This is a genomic window from Actinomadura sp. GTD37 (assembly GCF_041951365.1).
Lineage (GTDB): Bacteria > Actinomycetota > Actinomycetes > Streptosporangiales > Streptosporangiaceae > Spirillospora.
Window position 1 is genome coordinate 1486984 of the sequence record NZ_JBGNUS010000001.1, and the last position, 19444, is coordinate 1506427.

Annotated in this window: 17 protein-coding genes; 12 read left to right on the forward strand and 5 right to left on the reverse strand. The window is 70.9% G+C overall.

Annotation, left to right across the window (positions count from 1 at the left end; all coding sequences use genetic code 11):
• Positions 1-3 precede the first annotated feature (3 nt).
• Positions 4-987: a histidine kinase gene (locus ACA511_RS07260; protein WP_375023272.1), complete on the reverse strand. Its 984-nt coding sequence runs from the start codon at positions 985-987 to the stop codon at positions 4-6.
• 155 nt (positions 988-1142) lie between these two features.
• On the opposite strand from ACA511_RS07260, the gene ACA511_RS07265 reads away from it, so the two are divergent.
• Entirely contained in the window at positions 1143-1697 is a 555-nt protein-coding gene (locus ACA511_RS07265) for an SPFH domain-containing protein (RefSeq protein ID WP_375023273.1), read from the forward strand.
• An 8-nt stretch (positions 1698-1705) separates the two neighbouring features.
• On the opposite strand, the gene ACA511_RS07270 is transcribed toward ACA511_RS07265, so the two are convergent.
• Together ACA511_RS07270 and ACA511_RS07275 are read right to left on the reverse strand one after the other, a co-directional pair.
• The gene (locus ACA511_RS07270) at positions 1706-3121 is read right to left on the reverse strand and encodes a hypothetical protein (RefSeq protein WP_375023274.1); all 1416 of its coding nucleotides are present in this window, start codon (positions 3119-3121) and stop codon (positions 1706-1708) included.
• Between the two features lie 126 nt (positions 3122-3247).
• Positions 3248-5011, reverse strand: a complete 1764-nt coding sequence (locus tag ACA511_RS07275) for an acetyl/propionyl/methylcrotonyl-CoA carboxylase subunit alpha (protein ID WP_375023275.1) — start codon at positions 5009-5011, stop codon at positions 3248-3250.
• Between the two features lie 205 nt (positions 5012-5216).
• On the opposite strand from ACA511_RS07275, the gene ACA511_RS07280 reads away from it, so the two are divergent.
• The 8 genes from ACA511_RS07280 (at position 5217) to ACA511_RS07315 (ending at position 11421) form a co-directional block, all read left to right on the forward strand.
• Entirely contained in the window at positions 5217-6260 is a 1044-nt protein-coding gene (locus tag ACA511_RS07280; protein WP_375023276.1) for an SPFH domain-containing protein, read from the forward strand.
• Between the two features lie 15 nt (positions 6261-6275).
• Positions 6276-6605 carry a hypothetical protein gene (locus ACA511_RS07285; RefSeq protein ID WP_375023277.1) on the forward strand — a complete coding sequence of 110 codons (330 nt, stop codon included), beginning with the start codon at positions 6276-6278 and terminating at the stop codon, positions 6603-6605.
• Positions 6606-6741: 136 nt separating this feature from the next.
• Positions 6742-7284, forward strand: coding sequence for a hypothetical protein (locus ACA511_RS07290; RefSeq protein ID WP_375023278.1), 543 nt, complete (start codon positions 6742-6744; stop codon positions 7282-7284).
• A 231-nt stretch (positions 7285-7515) separates the two neighbouring features.
• Positions 7516-7785, forward strand: coding sequence for a WXG100 family type VII secretion target (locus ACA511_RS07295; RefSeq protein WP_067629811.1), 270 nt, complete (start codon positions 7516-7518; stop codon positions 7783-7785).
• A gap of 106 nt (positions 7786-7891) precedes the next feature.
• On the forward strand, positions 7892-8140 hold the full coding sequence (locus ACA511_RS07300; protein WP_375023279.1) for a hypothetical protein: 249 nt from the start codon (positions 7892-7894) through the stop codon (positions 8138-8140).
• 1 nt (position 8141) lies between these two features.
• Entirely contained in the window at positions 8142-10307 is a 2166-nt protein-coding gene (locus ACA511_RS07305; protein ID WP_375023280.1) for a hypothetical protein, read from the forward strand.
• Positions 10308-10327: 20 nt separating this feature from the next.
• The gene (locus ACA511_RS07310) at positions 10328-10888 is read left to right on the forward strand and encodes a hypothetical protein (protein ID WP_375023281.1); all 561 of its coding nucleotides are present in this window, start codon (positions 10328-10330) and stop codon (positions 10886-10888) included.
• A gap of 95 nt (positions 10889-10983) precedes the next feature.
• Entirely contained in the window at positions 10984-11421 is a 438-nt protein-coding gene (locus ACA511_RS07315) for a hypothetical protein (protein WP_375023282.1), read from the forward strand.
• A 16-nt stretch (positions 11422-11437) separates the two neighbouring features.
• Here ACA511_RS07315 and ACA511_RS07320 read toward each other — a convergent pair whose 3' ends face one another.
• The gene (locus ACA511_RS07320) at positions 11438-11830 is read right to left on the reverse strand and encodes an ATP-binding protein (RefSeq protein WP_375023283.1); all 393 of its coding nucleotides are present in this window, start codon (positions 11828-11830) and stop codon (positions 11438-11440) included.
• 30 nt (positions 11831-11860) lie between these two features.
• On the opposite strand from ACA511_RS07320, the gene ACA511_RS07325 reads away from it, so the two are divergent.
• From ACA511_RS07325 to ACA511_RS07335, 3 genes are all read left to right on the forward strand, one after another.
• Positions 11861-12499 (forward strand): DUF5753 domain-containing protein, encoded by a 639-nt coding sequence (locus tag ACA511_RS07325; RefSeq protein ID WP_375023284.1) that lies wholly within the window; start codon positions 11861-11863, stop codon positions 12497-12499.
• On the forward strand, positions 12499-12693 hold the full coding sequence (locus ACA511_RS07330) for a DUF397 domain-containing protein (RefSeq protein ID WP_375023285.1): 195 nt from the start codon (positions 12499-12501) through the stop codon (positions 12691-12693). Before ACA511_RS07325 ends, ACA511_RS07330 begins: the two co-directional genes overlap by 1 nt.
• Positions 12694-13112: 419 nt before the next feature.
• Positions 13113-13649, forward strand: a complete 537-nt coding sequence (locus ACA511_RS07335) for a heme-binding protein (RefSeq protein ID WP_375023286.1) — start codon at positions 13113-13115, stop codon at positions 13647-13649.
• Between the two features lie 1295 nt (positions 13650-14944).
• On the opposite strand, the gene ACA511_RS07340 is transcribed toward ACA511_RS07335, so the two are convergent.
• Positions 14945-19411 (reverse strand): FtsK/SpoIIIE domain-containing protein, encoded by a 4467-nt coding sequence (locus ACA511_RS07340; RefSeq protein WP_375023287.1) that lies wholly within the window; start codon positions 19409-19411, stop codon positions 14945-14947.
• Positions 19412-19444 lie beyond the last annotated feature (33 nt).

A 19444-nucleotide genomic window follows, 5' to 3' on the forward strand; every position in this document is an offset into this window, starting at 1 on the left:
GTCCTAGCCGCCCGCGGCGGGGCGCGGCCCCGTCGGCGGGACCTCCAGTTTCACCTCGGTTCCGCCGCCGCCGGCCCGTCCTATCGTCAGCTCCGCCCCGATGAGCATCGCGCGTTCCCGCATGCCGTGGATGCCGGAGCCGACCTCGGTGGGCGGCCCTGACCCGTCGTCGACGACGCGCAGCACGACGCCTCCCTCCTCGTCCTGCGCCAGCGACAGCTCCACGTTGCGCGCGCCGGAGTGCCGCCACACGTTCGTGAGCCCCTCCTGCGCGATCCGGTAGATCACCAGTTCGGCGTCCGGGCCGAGGTCCTCCAGCCCCGTCTGGACGCGGCGGGTCACGCGCGGCCCGCCCGTCGCGGAGAACTCCCCGGCGAGCGCGGTGAGCGCGCTGGTCAGGCCCAGGTCGTCGAGGACGCCGGGACGCAGCCGGCGGGCGACGCGGCGCACCTCGTCCAGGCTGGACCGGACGACCTCCTGGACGCCCCGCAGCTCCTCCGCGACCGCCTCCGGCGCCCGGTCCGCCACCGACTTCAGCTCCAGCAGCACCACGGTGAGGGACTGCCCGATCTCGTCGTGCAGCTCCTGCGCGATGCGGCGCCGCTCGGCCTCCTGCGCGTCCAGCACCACGGCGGTGCTGATGCTGCGGTCGGCCTCCAGCCGGTCCAGCATCGCGTTGAACTGGTCGACCAGATGGAACAGGTCGCCGCTGCCGGTGCTGGAGAGCCGGTCGCGGGAGCGCAGCGAGTCGAGCCGCGCCATCAGCGCGGTGAGCCGCTCCAGCGGCGACAGGCTGGCGCGCAGCAGGAACGCGTTCGCCGCCATCATCACGGCCAGCCCGATCACGAGGACGGGCAGCTCCCGCAGCAGGATCGGCGAGGAGATGGTGATGGGCGCGACGGCCAGCAGGACGGTGCCGATCGCGAAGATCAGCCCGTTGATGCCGAGGATGCGCCAGTAGAGTGCCGAGGCAGGTGTCCTGCTCATGACACCAGGTCACCGCATGGGGCCGCCTCTTGTCCATGCGGGACGCCCAGGCCCGTCCTACATGACGCGCTCCCTCCCTTATGGGCGTCGCACCCGATGGCGGATTCCCGCCCCATCGCCGACGGTGGAGGGTGAGCACACGTGGAGGAGGGCAGATGGTCGAACTCGCCGCACGCGAGAGTCCCCTCGCCGCCTCCGCCGCGTTCGCCATCGTCCTCGCACTGGTGGTCGTCGCGGTCGCGGTCTCGGGGCTGCGGCGCGTCGGGGCGTCCGAGCGGCTCGTCGTCCGGCGCTTCGGCAGGACGCGCGGGGTCCGCGGACCCGGGCTCCGCTACCTGCTGCCGCTCGCCGACACCGGCGTCCGCGTCCCGATGGGGGCGCGGTCGCACGACCTCTGGTTCCGGGCGATGACCAGGGACGGTGTGTCCGTGCGCGTCAAGGCGGTGGCGCTGATGGGAGCCGACGACCCCGTCAGGTACGCCGACGCGGCCGATGCGGCCGACGCGCCGTCCTCCGCCGCGCAGGCGGTCACCGAGGCCGCCCTGCGCGGCGTGATAGCGGACCGGGACCTGGCGGACCTTCCGTCCCTGCTGGCGGACGGGGACGGCCCGGAGCTGGTCCGGCGCGTCAACGAGGCGGTGCGGCCGTGGGGAGTGGCCGCGAGCCTCGTCTCCATCACCGACGCGACGGTCCCGGTCCGCTCCGCCTGAGCGCGCCGTCAGAAGCCGCCGAAGTCGCCGCCCCCGCCGAAGTCGCCTCCGCCGAAGTCCCAGCCCCCGCCGACGTCCCCGCCGCCGTCGCCGAATCCGCCGCCCCAGCCGAGGCCGGGGCCCATCATCGAGCCGAGCGTGGTGCCGATCAGCAGGCCGCCGAGCAGGTCGAACCCGCCGTACCCGTAGTAGTAGCCGCCCGCGTACGGCGCGTACGCGGGGCCCGCGTTCCAGTACGGCTGCCGGGCGCCGCGGTACGGGACCATCCGGATGTCCGGCTCCGTCCCGCGCATGACGGCCTCCGCGTCGGCCTCGCACGCCGGGACGGAGCGGACGCTGCCGCCGGGCGGCGCCCACATGACGTCCCGGACGGACGGCCCGTGCTGCGGATTGAAGAAGCAGGGGGCCCGCCGGTCGGGCACGGGCTTGCCGCCGAGCCGGGCGCGGGTGGCGGTCATGTAGTAGCGGCCGTCCTCCAGCGCGGTGGTCACGGACTGCATGTCCTGCGGCCTGGTGGCCCGGTCCGTCGCCTGCTTGGCCTGGTCGTAGGAGTTCAGCGCGCGCTCGTAGTCGGCGCGGGTCGCGGTATCGAGGTCCTTGTCCATGACGTTGAGGTCGAGGTGGGCGATGTCCTCGCCGAGGCGGGTGACGTCCTCCTCCACGCCTTCCCTGAGGTCCTCCATCTCCTTGGCCTCGCGCGCCTGCCGCCGCTTGCGGGCGGTGAGGTACACGCTCATGGCCGCCGCCGCGAGCAGCACGATCAGGCCGATCACGACGTATCCGACGACCGCGCCGGACTGGGCGTTGTCGTCGACCTTGTTCTCGGCCCGGTTCCCGAAGTCGATCAGCCGCTGCTTCAGCGGGGCGCCGTTGGTCCGGGTGACGATCTGGTTGATCTCGCTGCTGTCGAGCTTCTTGGAGATCGCCGCCATGCGGCTGCCGTCGGCGGTGACGGCGACGAACGTCCCGCCCTTCCCGACCCGGTCCGCGACGGCCGGCAACAGTTGCCTCACCTGGGGCCCGGTGACGTCGTTGCTGACGACCACGGCCCGGATGTCGGCGTCGTTGTCACCCGCCAAGGACTGCTTGATCTGGCTCTGGTCGGCCGCCGACAGGACGTTCCCGGCCTCGCTCGTCACGTAGAGCCGCGAGTCGACGAGCCCCTTCGCGATCTGCCCGACGGTGTCCGCCGCCGCAGCCGGTGCGGCCTGGACGTGCGCCGATGCGGCCCCGACGTGCGCCGATGCGCTCTGCTGGGCGCCGGTCCCGGGTGCGGCGGACTGGGCCGGTGCGGCGTGGACGGGCTCGGTCGGGGCGGCGTGGGCGGGCGCCGCCAGGGCGAACGCCGGCACGGCGACGGCGCCGATGATCGCCGAGGCGGCGCCCCGGCGTGCCGCCCGGATTGCCCGCTTCTCGGTGCTCATACCTACTATCTGCCCACGTTGACGGCCTGATGCCTCGTTCGCGAGACGGATTTGCGGTCGTCCTCCATGGGGGCGGGCACCCGGGCGGAGGCCGCCCCGCCCGGCGCCGGGCGGGGCGGCGCCCGGTCAGCTGTCCTTGATCTCGCAGATGACGGCGCCGGCCGAGACGGTCTGCCCGACCTCGGCGGACAGGCCGGTGATCGCCCCGGCCTTGTGCGCGGTCAGCGGCTGCTCCATCTTCATGGCCTCCAGGACCACGATGGTGTCGCCCGCCGCCACGGTCGCGCCGTCCTCGACGACGATCTTGACGATGGTGCCCTGCATCGGGCTGACCAGCGAGTCGCCGGACGCCTGCGCGCCGCCGCCCTTCTTGCCGGCGCGCCGCTTGGCCGGCTGCGCCTTCCCGGCGGAGGCCGCGCCGGCGCCGAAGCCGGCCGGCAGGACGACCTCGACGCGCCGGCCGCCGACCTCGACGGTGACGCGCTCGCGCTCGCCCTCCTCCGCCTCGTCGGCCGGGACGGTCTCGAACGGCGGGATCTGGTTGTCGAACTCGGTCTCGATCCACCGGGTGTGGACGGAGAACGGCGTCTCGTCGTCCGCCGGGACGAACGCCGGGTCGTCCAGCACCGCCCGGTGGAACGGCAGCACGGTCGGCATGCCGTCGATGACGAACTCGGCCAGTGCGCGGCGGGACCGCTCGACGGCCTGCCGCCGCGTCGCGCCCGTCACGATCAGCTTGGCGATCAGCGAGTCGAACGCCTGCGGGACGGTCTGCCCGGCGCCGTAGCCCGCGTCCAGCCGGACGCCGGGGCCGGTCGGCGGCTCCCACGCGGTCAGCGTGCCGACCGCCGGCAGGAACCCGCGGCCCGCGTCCTCGGCGTTCAGCCGGAACTCGATCGAGTGCCCGCGCAGCTCGGGGTCGCCGTAGCCGAGCTCCTCGCCGTCGGCGACGCGGAACATCTCGCGGACCAGGTCGACCCCGGCGACCTCCTCGGTGACGGGGTGCTCGACCTGGAGCCGGGTGTTGACCTCGAGGAACGAGATCGTGCCGTCCTGGCCGACGAGGAACTCGCACGTCCCCGCGCCGACGTACCCGGCCTCCTTCAGGATGGCCTTGGACGAGCGGTACAGCAGTTCGAGCTGCTCGTCCGACAGGTAGGGCGCCGGGGCCTCCTCGACGAGCTTCTGGTGCCGGCGCTGCAGCGAGCAGTCGCGGGTGGACACCACGACCACGTTGCCGTGCTTGTCGGCCAGGCACTGGGTCTCGACGTGCCGCGGCTTGTCGAGGTACCGCTCGACGAAGCACTCGCCGCGGCCGAACGCGCCCACGGCCTCGCGGACGGCCGACTCGTACAGCTCGGCGACCTCGTCCAGGTTCCGGGCGACCTTCAGGCCGCGCCCGCCGCCGCCGAACGCGGCCTTGATCGCGATGGGCAGGCCGTGCTCCTCGGCGAACGCGACGACCTCGTCCGCGCCCGACACCGGGTCCTTGGTCCCGGCGACCAGCGGCGCGCCGACCTTCTGCGCGATGTGCCGGGCCTGCACCTTGTCGCCCAGCGCGGTGATCGCGGCGGGCGGCGGACCGATCCAGGTCAGCCCCGCGTTCTCCACGGCCGCCGCGAAGTCGGCGTTCTCCGCCAGGAACCCGTACCCCGGGTGGACGGCGTCCGCCCCCGCCTCCGCGGCGATCCTCAGCAGCTTCTCGATGTTCAGGTAGCTCTCCGCCGCCGTCTGCCCGCCCAGGGCGAACGCCTCGTCGGCGACCCGAACGTGCAGCGCCTCCAGATCCGGCTCGGCGTACACAGCCACACTGGCCAGACCGGCGTCGCGGCAGGCACGGGCTATACGGACCGCGATCTCACCGCGGTTGGCGATCAGGACCTTGCGCACGTGGGTCTCCTCCTTCAACCTCGCAGGCAGTCTAGATAACGGCCGAACCAGGTTTTCGTAAGCCCCTCCTTATTGGGGTCCAAGTCCCAGGTAGCGGGAGCTCTCGCCGCATAACGGTCTGGTGACCGGCGGAGCCCGGAGGGGCCCTCCGCCGTCTCACCCTGCGACCCGCCAGCCGAGTGGTGCGGGCGTGAGAGGAGTGGTCGTGGCCAACAAGGAGTCGTCCGCCGGGAAGAACCGGTCGGCGGGCAAGAACCGGCTCTCGGGGCTGAACAGGCCCAGCCGGCGCACCGCCATCGTCGCCGCCGTCCTGCTGGTGGTCGTCGGCTGGCCGGTGCTCAGCGCCCTGTTCGGCGGCTTCGAGCGGACGAGCGGCGGCGAGATCGCGGTCGTCCGCAACGGCGGGTTCTTCGACAACAACAGGATCCGGCAGGTCATCGACCCGGGCTCCGGCCGGGTGTGGATCGGGCTCTACTCGCAGGTCCACAAGTACCCCGCCCAGCAGCGCTTCTACACGATCACCTCGGACGCGCGGAAGGGCGACGAGACCGGCGTGGACGTCGTCACCGTGCCGAGCTCCGACGGCGTCAACATGGGCATCGAGGGGACCCTGTACTTCACCCTCAACCAGGACCACAAGGCGCTCAGGGAGTTCGACGACAAGTACGGCACCCGCAAGTTCCGCAGCGCCGGCGGTGACATGTACAACGTCTACGACGGCGACAAGGGCTGGTCGGCGTTCCTCGACCAGATCGTCCGGCCGGTGATCGACAACGACCTGCGCAGCCAGATCAACAGCTTCCGCTGCGCCGAGCTGGTCTCGTCCTGCGCCCTCGTCCAGAACTCCTCCGCGCAGCCGCAGAGCGCCCCGTCGGTCGGGCAGAAGCCGCAGAGCAACAACGGCAACATCGCCAAGGTGCAGAACGCGATCAACACGAGCCTGGCCGCCGACCTGGAGCAGACGCTCGGCGGCAAGTTCGTCACCAACATCCACTTCAACCTCGTCCGGATCACCCTGCCGTCCAAGGTGCAGGACGCGGTGGACCGCGCGCAGGCCGCGTTCGCACAGGTCAGCGAGGCGCAGGCGAAGGTCGCCACGGCCAAGGCGGAGGCCGCGGCCAACAAGGCCCGGCAGAACGGCTACAACAAGTGCCCGACCTGCGCGAGGATCGAGGAACTGAAGGCTCTTCCGCAGGGCATCACCGTCTACGCGCCGGGCAACCCGAACGGCTCGCTCCTGCGGAACTGACTGACGGAGGCGGTCATGCGGTTCCTGATCGTTCTGGTGGCGCTGGCGGCGGCGGCCGCGGTGGTCGTCCTGCTCGTCTACGCGTTCGCCGACCGCTCGTCGTCCGGCAGGGCGGCGCTGGAGCGCGGCGCCCGCTGGGAGACGCACACCGAGTCGTCCGGCGGCGTCACCACCGTCGTCGTCCGGCAGGTCTCCCGCGGCGACGCCGGGGACCTCGTCGCCGAGATCGGACGGCAGACGGTCGCGTCCATCCCGGACGGCGATCCGGAATGGGAGGAGCGCTATCACGCGGCGATGGCGCAGGCCCGTTCCCGCGTCGCCGCGCTGGCGAGCGAAGCGAACTGACCTGCCATTATCCGAAAAGGCCCGCGCCCCCTTCCACCGGGGCGCGGGCCTTCGCGCGAATACGGGCCGTCACCGCCGCGCCGACCGGTGTACCCTCGGCTCGAATCTGCTCGCACATGATCAGCGGGAGACGCGGATGGTTCGCCCGTGGCCCCGGGCCGGCCTGGCGGTCGCTCTGGCGGCCTGCCTCCTGGCACCCTCGTCCACCGTCCGGCGTGAGGACCCCGCCGTCGAGGACTACGTCACCGAGCAGCTCACCGTCGCCGCGAGCACCTTCCTGCGGCGCCGCTCCCAGGCCCTCGTGCCGAAGCACGACCGGGACCCGCGCACCATGCCGACCGAGGTGCAGGGCGTCCGGATCTCCCCGGCGCTGATGCGGTCGCAGGAGCGGGCCGTCCGCGAACTGGAGACCCGCAACCGCGCGCCCGTCGAGGGCGGCCCCGCCTACACCGGCGCCCGCACCCGCCTGGACGTGAGCCGCGCCGTCCGCAGCGGCGACCGCATCACGCTGGAGGCGGTCGAGCACACCGAGGTCCGGTACGGCGGCGGCGAGGTCACGCAGTCGATCCGGCGCCGGTTCGAGTTCCGGACGCGCGGCGAGCAGATCACGCTGGTCGCCGAGCGCGTCCTCGATCCGGACGCCCGTCCGGTCAACGACCCGGTCAGCCCCGACCGCTGATCACGATTCGCTGCGGAAATACTCTGAAATGCCCTTGACGGACAGTAAGTATGCTCGTCACAACCCCGTCGTGGCCACATCCGGACATGTCGAGATGGCGGGATTATGGCCGTTTCGACGGACGATGCGCGTGGTACGGCTGGATTCCCGTGATCGGTGGGGCGTAAGCTGACGCCATTCTTTCCGCACCACGGCAAAACGTTCGGCGATCAGCGACGAAAGGGCGGAGCGATGGGCGACAAGCGCGGGGCCAACCTGGGCGAGCTCGAGGAACTGTCCCGGATCTTCAGTAAGCACTCCCGCAACCTCGACGCCCTCATCAAGGACCTCAACGGCCGCACGGTGAGCAGCAGCGCCGCCTGGTGGGGCCCGGGCGCCGACCGCTTCCGCTCCGCCTGGGCCGAGGCCAAGACGGCGTTCGACAAGATGGCGCTCGCCCTGGAGCAGGGCAGCCAGGACATCCGCAAGTCCCAGCAGAACATCGAGGCGGCCACTCGCTGACCTCCCCTGAGCCGCGGGTCCCGGCCCATCCCCCCGAGGCCGGGACCCGCATCAGCTCCCCGCCACCCGGTGACCCCGCGGCCGGGCTCACGCCAGAGAGACCCACGTGAGCAAACCATCGCCGCTGCAACTGCAGTTCCTCCTCGGCCGCATCCAGGTCCTGTCCGACCAGCACTGGCACCTGTTCACCGCCTCCCGCCAGGCCATGGACGACCACGCCTGGGTCGGCGGCGCCGCGTCCCGGAGCTTCGCGCGCGAACTCGACAAGAGCGACGCCGCCCTGCACGCCGAGTTGCGCAAGGCCCTGCAACTCGTCCGGGACGAGCTGAACCGCAACTCCCTCGGGACGAGCTGACATGGGCGACACGTGGCTCGACCCGAACACCTGCGGCGTGAAGCTCGCCGAGTTCGAGCACATGACCCGGCAGATGACGCAGGCCGCCCCGAAGCTCGCCGAACTCGCCGACCAGCTGTGGCAGGCGCTCCACGCCGCCCAGGTGAGCACCGCGCCAGCGATGGAGATCAAACGCATCGCCGCGTGGGCCGACCAGGCCGCGTCCGACCTGCGCCGCCGCAACCAGCTCGCGCACGACCTCGACCGGCAGAAGCTCGCCTTCGTCGTCTGCCGCCAGGACGGCGACTACCTGAAGCTCCCCGACCGCTACACCGACCAGGTCGGCTACGCCGCAGGCCGCCGCAGCGCCGACCTGTTCCGCCGCGCCGCCTCGGGCGACGCCGACGCGAAGGCCGCCCTGCGCCGCCTCCGCCCGGACGACATCACCCCGATGTTCGCCAAGGGCCTTTTAGAAGCCCTGGGCCCCGAGGCCCTCCTCAAACTCCCGATGGACCTGACGCTGCCGCTCGCTGCCGACGTCCGTCAACACCGCAAAGGCGTGGACGCGAACGCCGCCGAAACCCGCGCGACCCTGGCCCTCCTAGGCCGCAGCCTCGCCCTGGCCACCCGCCCCGACACCAAGGCATACCTGGGCGACGACTACCTGCGCGCCCTCACCGCGGCGGGCCGCAAGAACTTCCCACCCCTCAGCACCCCACCGAACGGCACGTGCGGCTATCAGTCCCTGACGAACCTCCTCACGGCCGCAGGCGACACCCGCTTCTCCACCCACTTCATCGAGGTCGTCGGCAGCGACATGATCGCCTACGACAGCCGCCTCCGAAAAACCCTCGGCCAGGAGCCGCTCCCGACCCTCAGCGGCAAGGCCGGCCTGGGCAACGCCCTGGACCCGACCACAACGAAGGTCGTCCCGAGTGACCGCAAAACAGACTTCCTGGCGCCCCTCCTCATGGCCGCCGCCCAATCTGGCAAGGAAGCGTCCCAGGCCCTCCTGACCCACGTTTACATGGGCCCGTTCGAACAGGGCACCGAACCCAACTTCAAGGGCACGACCCTCCAGTACCTCCTCCACGACCGCCGCCCCACCTGGGGCCTCACCGACCACGGCACCGCCCTCGGCCAGACCGTCCAGACAGCCGCCACCGGCCAGGACAAGGAATCCACCCGCCTGGCCTTCGACGTGGCCAAAATCCTCACCGCCGACGCCCGCAAGAACTTCGTCGTCAAGAACGGGATCCTCCAGATCCCGGAACGAGGCCCGGTCGACGCCTTGGCGCACGCTGAGCTGGGTGATGCGATCGCCCGCCCGAAGCACTACGACGAACTGTCTGGCCTGCGACCCGCCATGGCGACCGTCCTCGTCGCCCACCTGGAGAGACTGCACAGCATCGTCCGGCTCTCCAATTACACCAAAGACTCCGGCTCTACGGGACTGACCCCGGAAGATCTGGACTATCTGCTCCTGGACGTGACCCGGGATGCCGGCGCCTACGAACGTCTCCTCATTGGACAGATAGCCCATGCCAAGCTCGCCGTCGACCGCACAGTGGCCAAAAAAAGTCACCTTTCCAAGGTCATCACCGACGAAGGCTGGATGTTCGGTCATCTTCTGGAGGCCCGTTACCAGTCGATCGGCGCCGAAGAAGGACGCCTCGCCGAAGACCTCAACCGCATGCGCAAGTACGTGGGCTTCTCCGTCGGCCTCGTCCCACTCGCCCCGACGCTGATCGCCGAGCGCATCCCAGGTGGAGGGAAGGCCGCCGAGGCCGCCATGCTGCAGCTCACCGGGAAAGTTACCGATGTCGCGGCGAAGAGACTGGCGGACAAGGCCGACCAGACGATTCTTAACTCGACCACCGAGACAGAGGCTGTCGAGCAGTTGTTCAATCAGATGATCCTCTCCTCGGTAGTGGCCCACGGACGTCTCGATGGTCCAGTTCCGGCGGGGGAACCGTTCGCCACGGAGGGATCCCACCCCAAGGTGCGGCCTATCGAATCGATGAGCGATGCCGAATTGGAGCAGTTTCTGAGTTGGGTCAGGACCAGGCTGGACCTGGGTGGCCTTAATAATAGGGTGCAGGATTCGATCCGGAACGGGCAAGAAAAAACGGCGGGGCATTACACGGGGACGGATGGCAAGAACGTGACTCCGAGTCCGCAGCGGTGATGTCGATGGGAAGGGCTTTGGTGCTCCTGTCGGCGTTCATGGTGATACCTGTCGCCGGCTGCCATGATGCCGGTCCGCGTGAGACGCGGCCGCCTTCCGACGTGCGGCCCGTCTCGGACACTGCCCCCTACCTCTGTGACCTGATGTCGGAGTTGGCCTTCCGGCAGGTCGTAGGAGCGACTGCCCCGCTGAAGAGCGACTGGGCCGGACCGCATGTGGATCAGGGGCTCTGTGTGGCCATGCCTCCGAAGGGTCGCGCTCCGCTGGCTGTCGAGTGGTCGTATGAGGACGGGGAGAAGATTCTGCGGACGCAGCGAAATAATTGGTCAAACGAATCGCATTACCAGCTCCCGTCCGATCTGGGACGCGGGCTGGCCGGATACCAGCCATCCGGTGGGCTCGATGGGCGCCCCTACTATGTGATCGCGTTGTTCAGGTGTGGGAAGAAGAAACCCTGGATCAGTATTGATTTCGTGCGGGTGGTGCGGGGGCGGGATGCGGTGCAGGACATGTTCGACTTCATACGGATCGCGGAGAAGCGGTTCGGGGAGATTCACAAGTGCACGCCGAGGCCGTTGTGAGTAGGGGGCCTGCTCTCGGTGCCGCCGAGTTCGAGCGGCGGATTCGGTGTGCGGTGTGGGGGTCGGCCGTCACGATGGCGTTGACGGGGTGGACGATGGCGCCATGGATCGACGTGAGCGGCACGCCTCATGTGCTGTGGGAATTGGGTGCCATGGACGTCGTGGGCGTGCCCGGTCGCCTGCTCCCCTTACTGATGATGATCACGCTTCTGCTGGGTGTGGCGGCGAGTGCGGCGGCCACCCGTGTGATCTCGTGTGTGACGTGGTTGGTCGGCTGTATCACCGTTGTTTCGACGTTCGCCTTCTCTTTTGAACCGGGGGATCAGAAGTACGATCTCATGTACGGAAACGGCTACGCGTTCTACCTCTCCGTCGCGTTCGTGGTGGTGTTCTTCTGTGTGGCGGTCGGCGAAGGGGAAGCCCGCACCGGAGAAGGTCGCAAAGTGGATGGACCCGTCGTTCGGGACGGTGGACGAGCGGAGGGGCCCGCGCGGGTGATCGGTCGGTTGGGCCATCCATTGACGTCCCTCTGAGCCGCGAGGTGGGGGGTCAGGGCTTGAGGCGGGCCCAGACCCATTTGCCGCCGGTCGGGTCGGGGGTGTGGCCGCATGAGGCGGCGAGGGCGGCGACGAGCGGGAGGCCCCGGCCGCCATTGTCGTCCCAGTGCTTCTTGGAGACGTCGAGGGTGTCGAGGGTCAGTTCCACGATCGGGCGTGCCTGAGGTGGTTCCGGGCTGGCGTCCCAGACGGCGATGAGGACGCCGGTGGTGTCGCGGCTGCACTGGTAGCGGATCTCCTCGCCGGGCGTGGCCGCCACGGCGTTGGCGATCAGTTCCGAGGCGATCAGGAATACATCGTCCGAAATGTGCATGTAGCCCCAATTGTGGAGGCGGGTTTTCGTAAGCGTGCGCGCGAGGCCGGGCGCGGCAGTCGACGTCGGCATGGGGATCAGCATGCAGTTCGGTGTGCTCACATGAAGCAGGCGAAGGCCCTGGACGAGGCTTGGGACACGGGCGGGCACTTCGAGCGGTTGCTGTTCTTCGCGCGGTCGCTGCACAACCCGGACTGGTTCCGCCAGAGTGTCGAGTACGAGGTGAAGGCCGGGATTCTGCGGATCTATCAGGGGCAGACGATCCCCGTTCCCTTGCAAAGCGAGGACTATGCCCGTGCGGTCTTGTCGATGGCTCGCGTTGCGGACCTCGATAAGGCGCTGATGGATCGCATGGCGCGACAGGAGTTGATCAGCGGGCGACAGGACCACCCCTTGATCATGGTTCTCCTCGATCAGGATGCCTTGGACCGCCCGACTGGAGGCGCCCGGGTCATGAAGGCGCAACTCCAGCGCTTGCTGGAGTTGCGGGAGCGTCCGAGCGTGAGCATCCGAGTCATCGCCCGTTCTGCGGGATGGCACTTTGGACTGAACGGCCCGTTCCAGATCATGAGCCTGGAACGCAAGGACGTTGCTTACGTCGGTGCGTTCAGTGGCGGCAGGTTGGCCCAGGATGCTTCCGAGGTGCGGGAGATGGCCGTAGATTTCGAGTTGATCGGGGCAAAAGCCTCATCCGAAGGCGAATCCCGTACTTTGATCAAACAGCTCATGGAGGATTTCTGATGGTGGTCAACTGGCGCAAGAGCTCGTACAGCGGCAGTTCGAACGATGAGATGTGCGTCGAGTTGGCTGCGTTGCCCGGGGGAGTTGGGGTCAGGGACTCCAAGGATCTGGACGGCGGGCGACTCGAACTGAGCGGCGTGGAGTTCGCGGCGTTGACGGGGAAGATCAAGCTGGGTGTTCTCGACCGTCCCTAGCGCGGCGACCACGAACGCCGGCCGGGTCGTCCGTGCGTTGACTTGCGGCGTGTTGTTGTTATCGGCCTTGCCATAGCAACAACACGCCGCAAGTGAATCGCTGGTGCTTGCTGTTCGCGGGCCATCTGCGGGCCATGGCCCGGAACGGTTGTCGCTGGCTACGGGCCGTCTAGCGGCCGAGCGCGGCCACCAGGACATCGTGGACGCCATCGACCAGGCGTCTTGACCGACGCCGACAGGCCCGCAACCGTACCGAAGGCCCCGCCCGAGGGCGCCGGCCTATGGACCTCCACGGTGATTCATTGCCCAGAGTTGCCCAGCACGCAGCGCATGGAGGGTTGTCCGGGGTTGCCATTCCCGTTACCGTGCAGATCTGGGCAATTACTTCTTGTAATTGCGGTGAGGAATCAGGGAGAAGCATGTCGATCAGGAATTTCACGGGCGGTACCATCGCGCTCGGCATTGTCGCGGCCGGAACTTTCGGCCTCGCGGGGACCGCGTCCGCGGCCATCACCGACCGCGGCGACCATGGGAAAGGAAAGGGCGAGCACGGTAAAGCCACGGCGCCGGAGCGGGTCCTGTCCGACGGCGCGCTCACCCGGGCGTCCACGGCCCTCGTGCGCTCGGCACGGCGGCACGGGAATCAGCACGTGACGATGGTCATCATGGAACGGTCCGGCACCATCCGGCTCGTAGTCCGCACTCGCAAAGCAGGCCCGCAGACCTACGAATCCGCCAAACGAAAGGCTTACACCGCCGTGGCTTTCGGGCAGCCCACGAGCGCGCTGGCAGGAAACGAGACGCTCAAGCAGATCCCCGGCACCCTCCTGCTGCCCGGCGGCGTGCCCGTCATGCACAAGAACTTCCCCATCGCCGGCATCGGCGTCGGCGGTGCGCCCGATGGCAGAATCGACGAAACCATCGCCAAGGACGTCCTCGCGGCCATCGGCCGCTGACCAGGACGCCATACCAAGGGTTCAGACCGGGGCGGGGCCGCAGACACGCGCGGTCCCCGCCCCGGAACCGTGCAAGACCAGCGTCAGCCGCGCACGAAAACGCGGCAGTCCGCCGACGGCTGCTCCGGGTGTTCCGGGGATGAGCTAGGGCGCGGTCTATGGCCTTGTTGGCGCGGGTCTCGCTGAGCTGGCGTTCTAGGGGGTTGGTGCCCCAATCGGTGACGGCGATTAGGACGGTTCCGCATTGGTCGGCGTCGCAGCGTGGATGCCGTGCGGTGGTGTCGAACGTGCGGACGGGGCGGTTCAACTGGCGTCCGGCTTGGCGTCCGGCGGCGCGTAGGCGGTCGCGTTCGTCGGGCGAGTGGTAGACGGTGCTGGTCTGCCCGGATCGCCTTAGCTGCTCGGCGATGACGGCGGCCAAGTCTTCGCTCATCGGGGTCGTCCCTCCTCGCGCTCGCTTCCAGGATGGCGCGGTGCGGGTGCCAAGTGTTCGCGGTGGGAGCGGGCCGGCGGCCGTCTCCCTTCCGGGGCGGTAGGGGCGTGGGGTGATGGCGGCTGCCGGTCAGCGGCACGGGCACGGGTGGGTGGCCTGTGGGGCTCTTCCCGTGTGCTGGCGTGCGCTGTTGTAGGGAGTCGGGCGCGGGCTTGGGTGGGGCGGCGGGCTGCTAGCCTCGCGCGGCTCCGGGCTGCCTCACGGCTGCCCGCTCCAGGCCGGGGGCGGCCCGCCGGAGGGGTCCCCGCCCAAGCCCGCGCCCGGCGACGCGTCGCCCGCCTCGGCCCCGTGGGGGGCTGCACGGGTGCCCACTTCGCCTGGATTGCGCGACGGTGGCTTAGCGCGGTGACCGGGTCGCAGGCGCTCTTGTGGGTAGAGCCCTGCGCCGGAGGCGGGTCGTTGTTAGGGGTGGGGGTCGGGGTTGGTTGGGAACCGGGGTAGCGGCACCTTGTGCGCCTGCTGGGGCGTTGAGCGGACCTCGGGTAGGGGCTGCGGCTCGGCGACCGGTTGGGGTGGGTATCACCGGGTTCGGTCGGGGGGCCGGTAGATGGGATGGGGTGTTCATGGCGCAGGTGCACTCCAGGGATCCCGATGGTGGGCGGCTGAGCGTGACCGGTGGCCAGTTCGGGCGTCTGCTTCACCAGATCAAGGCGGGAGCGCTCGACCGACCTTGAGGGGTTCGGCCGATCTTGAAGCAAGCGGCTGCTTCAAGACCGGCCGGTCGGCGGCGGATCTGGGGGCCGGGTTCGACTGGCTTGCGAGGCGGCACCCGAACCCGTCCCGCCGCGGCACGGGGCGGGGGTCAGTCGGTGGTCGGGGGGAGGGCTGTTTGGATTTGGGTGGTCATGCCGGTGGCTACGAAGAGGCCGCGGCCGGTGGGGCCGCCCAGGGGGGCGTTGCGGGGGAGGCGGAGGCCGAAGAGGTCGCCGTCGTCCGGGGAGTCGATCGACAGCAGGACGCCGGAGCGGGAGCGGCGGGTGTCGGAGAGGAAGCCGCGGTAGCCGCGGCCCAGGTCGGCGGTGGTGCCGCCGATGACGACGGCGTGCTCGCCGTCGCGGGCGGTGCGGAGGACGTCGCGGAGGGCGTCGTCCAGGTCGGTCTCGTCGAGGAGTTCGGCGTCGTCGACGATGACGGCGTAGCGGTGCTCGTCGCCGATGGCCCGGGTCAGGTCGTCCGGGTCGGAGTCGGACGTCAGGACGCCGAGGACGCCGGGGTGCTCGGCGAGCTGGCGGAGCGGGGAGCGGCGCGGGGTGACCAGGACGACGGGGACCAGGCCGCCGCCCACGGCGGGGTCGAGGAGCGAGTGGACGATCGTGCGGAGGGTCGTGGAGCGGCCCGAGCGGGGCGGGCCGGCGACGGCGAAGCCGGGGCCCTCGTTGAGGAGGTCGACGCCGACGGGGGCGAGGGTGTCGCCGCCCACGCCGACCAGGGCCCAGAGCGGGGACGGGGCGGTGAACTCGGGGTCGAGCGACATGGCCTCGCGGTAGGTGACGCGGACGGGGAGTTCGTCCACGTGGAGGGGGCGCTGGCGGCGGGGCAGCCGGCCGTAGCGGGACACGCAGGTGCGGGCGATCTCCTGGAGGACGGCGACCTGGGACGTGCCGGACGGGTCGTCCCCCAGCAGGCCGATCTGTGATTCGCGCGGCGGCGCGCCGGGCGCCGCCGGTTCGAGGGCGCGGCCGGGCGGCATCGCGGCGGGGACCTGCTTGTCCTGGAGGCCGCCGTAGCCGTAGTCGTTCGGGTCGGCCATGCGCAGCAGGAGGCGGCGGTCGAAGACGGTGGAGATCTGGCCGCCGAGTCCGGACCGGTCGCCGGTGAAGGCGGCGCGGAGGCCGACGGCGGCGCCCTCGCGCAGGAGGCGGATGGCCTGGTCGACGAGGCGGCCGTAGTCGTAGTGCTCGAACGCGCCGAGGAAGCCCTCCCAGCGGTCGAGGAGCAGCACCATCCAGGGGAGGCGGTCGGTGGCGGCGACGGCGGCGCGCTGCTCGGCGAGGGACGCGAAGCCCGCCTCGGCGAGGAGCTGCTGGCGGCGGGCGACCTCGGCGGTCAGCGCGGTGAGCAGCCGTTCGCAGCGGCCGAGCTGGTCGCGGGTGACGACGGCGCCGCAGTGCGGCAGGGAGACCAGGGGCAGCAGCGCGTTGGCGCCGCAGTCGATCGCGTACAGGTGCGCGTCGTAGGGGGAGCAGGACGCGGCCAGGGAGCCGGCGATCGTGCGCAGCGCGGTGGAGCGGCCGGACTGGGCGGAGCCCGCGAGGTAGAGGTGGCCGCCGGAGGCGAGGTCGAGGGCCAGTTCCTCGCGGGACTGGACGGCGGGCAGGTCGGTGACGCCGAACGGGATCGGCGGGACGTCCACGACGGACCCGCCGGCGGCGGTGCGGGGCGTCAGCCTGATCTGCTCGGGCAGTGGCTGCAGCCACGGGGACGGCTGGCGGGCGGTCCCGGCGCGGCGGGCGGCCTCGTCGATGGCCTGGACGAGGACGCCCAGGTCGGTGGCGAGGGTGGTGTCGTCGGCGGCTTCGCGGGGCGACGGCAGCGGGTGGCCGAGGCCCTGCCAGGGGAGGGGGAGGACGGTCGGGCCGGTGGCGCCGGCGCCGTTGCCGGGGCGGCGGCCCCCGATCCGCGCGGACTGGACGGCCACCGGGGACGACACGCCCGAGCGGATGTAGCAGCGTCCGGGCGTGGCCTTGGAGATCTGCGCGGCGTCGGGCGAGTCGAGGACGTCGGCCGACTCGTCCGGGTCGGTGACGCGCAGCGCGATGCGCAGGTTGGTGTTGGCGCGGATGTCGGCGGTGACGACCCCGGCGGGCCGCTGCGTGGCGAGGATCAGGTGCACGCCGAGGGAGCGGCCGCGGCGTCCGATGTCGACGAGGCCGGTGACGAAGTCGGGCAGTTCGGTGACCATGGCGGCGAATTCGTCGATCACGAGGACGAGCCGCGGCATGGCCGGCAGACCGGGGGCGGTGGGGCGCAGGTCGTTGTAGTCGTCGATGTCCTTGGCCCCCGCTTCGAGGAGGATCTCCTCGCGGCGGCGGAGTTCGGCGGCGAGGGATTCGAGGGCGCGTTCGGTGGCGTGACCGTCCAGGTCGGTGACCATGCCGACGGTGTGCGGGAGGCGGGCGCAGTCCTTGAACGCGGCGCCGCCCTTGTAGTCGATGAGGACGAACGTCATCTCGTCTGGGCGGTTCGCCACGGCGAGGGACGCGATGAGCGTTTGCAGCAGTTCCGACTTGCCCGCGCCGGTCGTCCCTGCGATGAGGCCGTGTGGGCCGTCCAAACGGAGGTCGATCTTGTACGGTTGGCCGGAGCCGATGCCGATGGGGACACGGGTCGTCCGGCCACCGGTCCGGCTCCACGACTGGAGGATGTGCTCGGCCGTGGGGTCGGGCATACCGAGGACGTCGAGAAGCCGCACATCGGCCGGGATCGAGTCTTCGGCGTCCTCGCGGGACACGTCGCGGACGGGGGCCAGCGCGCGCGCCACCCGGTCGGTCCACGTCGCCGAAACCTGGTCGGCGAGCACAGGACCGAAGGCTTCGAGGCCGCGCCCCTGGAGCCGGATGAGCGAGGGCGCTTGGGGCTCCCATTCAGCGACGGCCTGGCACTCCTCCGGGAGGAGGCGTTCCTCGTCGTCCACGCAGATGGCGTAGAGGCCATGCTCGGCGCCGCGTGACAGGAGCATCGGCATGCCGGGGATGCGGCGCAGAGCGCGCGCGCCGTCCAGCACGATCAGGACGTTGTACGGCACGGAGCCGCCCCTGTTCCCCTGCCCGAAGAACGAGGACTCCGTCTGCGCGGCCCGGCGCCGCTCCGTCAGGCGGATCGCGAGTTCGGTGACGCGGTGCGCGGCCGACTCGGGGTCGGTTCCGACGAGGGCGACGCAGTCCTCGCCTTCGCGGGGCTCGCAGTGCGGTAGCCAGCGCACCCAGTTCCACTCGTCCCCGGCCCGCTGGTCGGCGGCCAGGACGACGACGGCGAGGTCGCGGGGGCTGTGCAGGACGGCGGCCTGGGCGACCAGCCAGCGGGCCAGCCCGCGCGACGCGTGCCGCGGCCCGGTCAGCCCGATGACGCCGAGGTCGGCGAGCGGCAGCGCCACCGGGACCTGCCGGGCGGCGGGGGCCCGCAGCTCGCCCGGCTCGCCGGTCAGCTCGATGCGCGCCGGCAGGTCGGCGAGGCCGAGCCGCAGGTGCAGGACGTCGGAGTCGTCGCGGCGGCGCTCCCACAGGCGCCCCCGCGGCCCGGTCGCGGTGAGCAGCACCTCGGCGGGGTCGGGGTGCACGGCGCGCCGCTCGGACTCGTCGGCGCGGCGCAGCCGCTCCATCTCGCCGTCGAACCGGCCCGACTTGCGGTGGTACTCCTGCAGCGCCTTCTTGTACGACTTGCGGCCGTGCATCCGGTCGCCGATCCACTCGCCGACGGTCATCACCGGCCAGGCCAGCGCGAACAGCGCCCACCACCACTGGCCGAGCGCGAACGCCATGACGAGCCCGAACGCCGAGAACAGCAGCGCGCCGAACAGCCGGAGCCGCTCGCGCGGGTTCCGCTCGGGACGCTTCGGGACCTCCAGCCGCCGGATGCTCTGCGCCGGATGCAGCCGGGGCGGCCGGTTGAACGCGAGCCCGCCCTCGGGCAGCGGCTCCAGATGGGTGTCGGGCGCGGCGCTCGGCGCGAGCGTCAGCACGCTGCCGCCCACCGACAGCATCGCGCCCATCGGCCAGGCCGTCTTCGCGCCCAGCGGCGTCCCGTCCAGGACGGCGGAGCCCTGCATGGTCATCGCGGACGGCTCGACCTCGACGCTCTCCCGCCCGACCGTGAGCCGCAGCGACCGGGCCGGGACGGACGGGTCGTCGAGCGTCACGTCGACGTCCCGGCCGGACCCGATCGTGCAGGTGCCGAGACCGAGCCGGTGCACCGACCCCGCGGCGGGGCCGCCGGCGACCCGCACCTCGACGAGGCCGGTCGGCTCGGCGAGGACGGTGGCGGCGGCGCCGCGCTGCTCGACCGCCACGACGGCGCCGTCCCGCAGCTCCTTGACGGCGAGGGCCTGCGGGTCGAGCATCCGGCCGTCCATCCAGAGGGCCCGGCGGGGGGTGCGCCCGTCCTTGGCGAGCAGCGCCTCCTTGGAGAAGCGGGGCGCGGGGACGCTGGGCGGACGATCGTCCAGCAGGGCGGCGAGCGACTGCGCGACACCGTCCACGGTGACCTCGGAATCGACGTTTATCACGACATCGCGAGGCCCCCCGCCGGTCAGCGCCGTGAACGAGATCCGCATCCGAGCCTCCGACTTCCGTGGTCAGTCGGAGTC

Bases quoted from the DNA above. Each gene is read 5' to 3' on its own strand.
- ACA511_RS07260 (WP_375023272.1), bottom strand. From the start codon at position 987: ATGAGCAGGACACCTGCCTCGGCACTCTACTGGCGCATCCTCGGCATC.
- ACA511_RS07330 (WP_375023285.1), top strand. From the start codon at position 12,499: ATGGTGGTCAACTGGCGCAAGAGCTCGTACAGCGGCAGTTCGAACGAT.
- ACA511_RS07265 (WP_375023273.1), top strand. From the start codon at position 1,143: ATGGTCGAACTCGCCGCACGCGAGAGTCCCCTCGCCGCCTCCGCCGCG.
- ACA511_RS07340 (WP_375023287.1), bottom strand. From the start codon at position 19,411: ATGCGGATCTCGTTCACGGCGCTGACCGGCGGGGGGCCTCGCGATGTC.
- ACA511_RS07305 (WP_375023280.1), top strand. From the start codon at position 8,142: ATGGGCGACACGTGGCTCGACCCGAACACCTGCGGCGTGAAGCTCGCC.
- ACA511_RS07290 (WP_375023278.1), top strand. From the start codon at position 6,742: ATGGTTCGCCCGTGGCCCCGGGCCGGCCTGGCGGTCGCTCTGGCGGCC.
- ACA511_RS07335 (WP_375023286.1), top strand. From the start codon at position 13,113: ATGTCGATCAGGAATTTCACGGGCGGTACCATCGCGCTCGGCATTGTC.
- ACA511_RS07270 (WP_375023274.1), bottom strand. From the start codon at position 3,121: ATGAGCACCGAGAAGCGGGCAATCCGGGCGGCACGCCGGGGCGCCGCC.
- ACA511_RS07295 (WP_067629811.1), top strand. From the start codon at position 7,516: ATGGGCGACAAGCGCGGGGCCAACCTGGGCGAGCTCGAGGAACTGTCC.
- ACA511_RS07285 (WP_375023277.1), top strand. From the start codon at position 6,276: ATGCGGTTCCTGATCGTTCTGGTGGCGCTGGCGGCGGCGGCCGCGGTG.
- ACA511_RS07325 (WP_375023284.1), top strand. From the start codon at position 11,861: ATGAAGCAGGCGAAGGCCCTGGACGAGGCTTGGGACACGGGCGGGCAC.
- ACA511_RS07320 (WP_375023283.1), bottom strand. From the start codon at position 11,830: ATGCCGACGTCGACTGCCGCGCCCGGCCTCGCGCGCACGCTTACGAAA.
- ACA511_RS07315 (WP_375023282.1), top strand. From the start codon at position 10,984: ATGGCGCCATGGATCGACGTGAGCGGCACGCCTCATGTGCTGTGGGAA.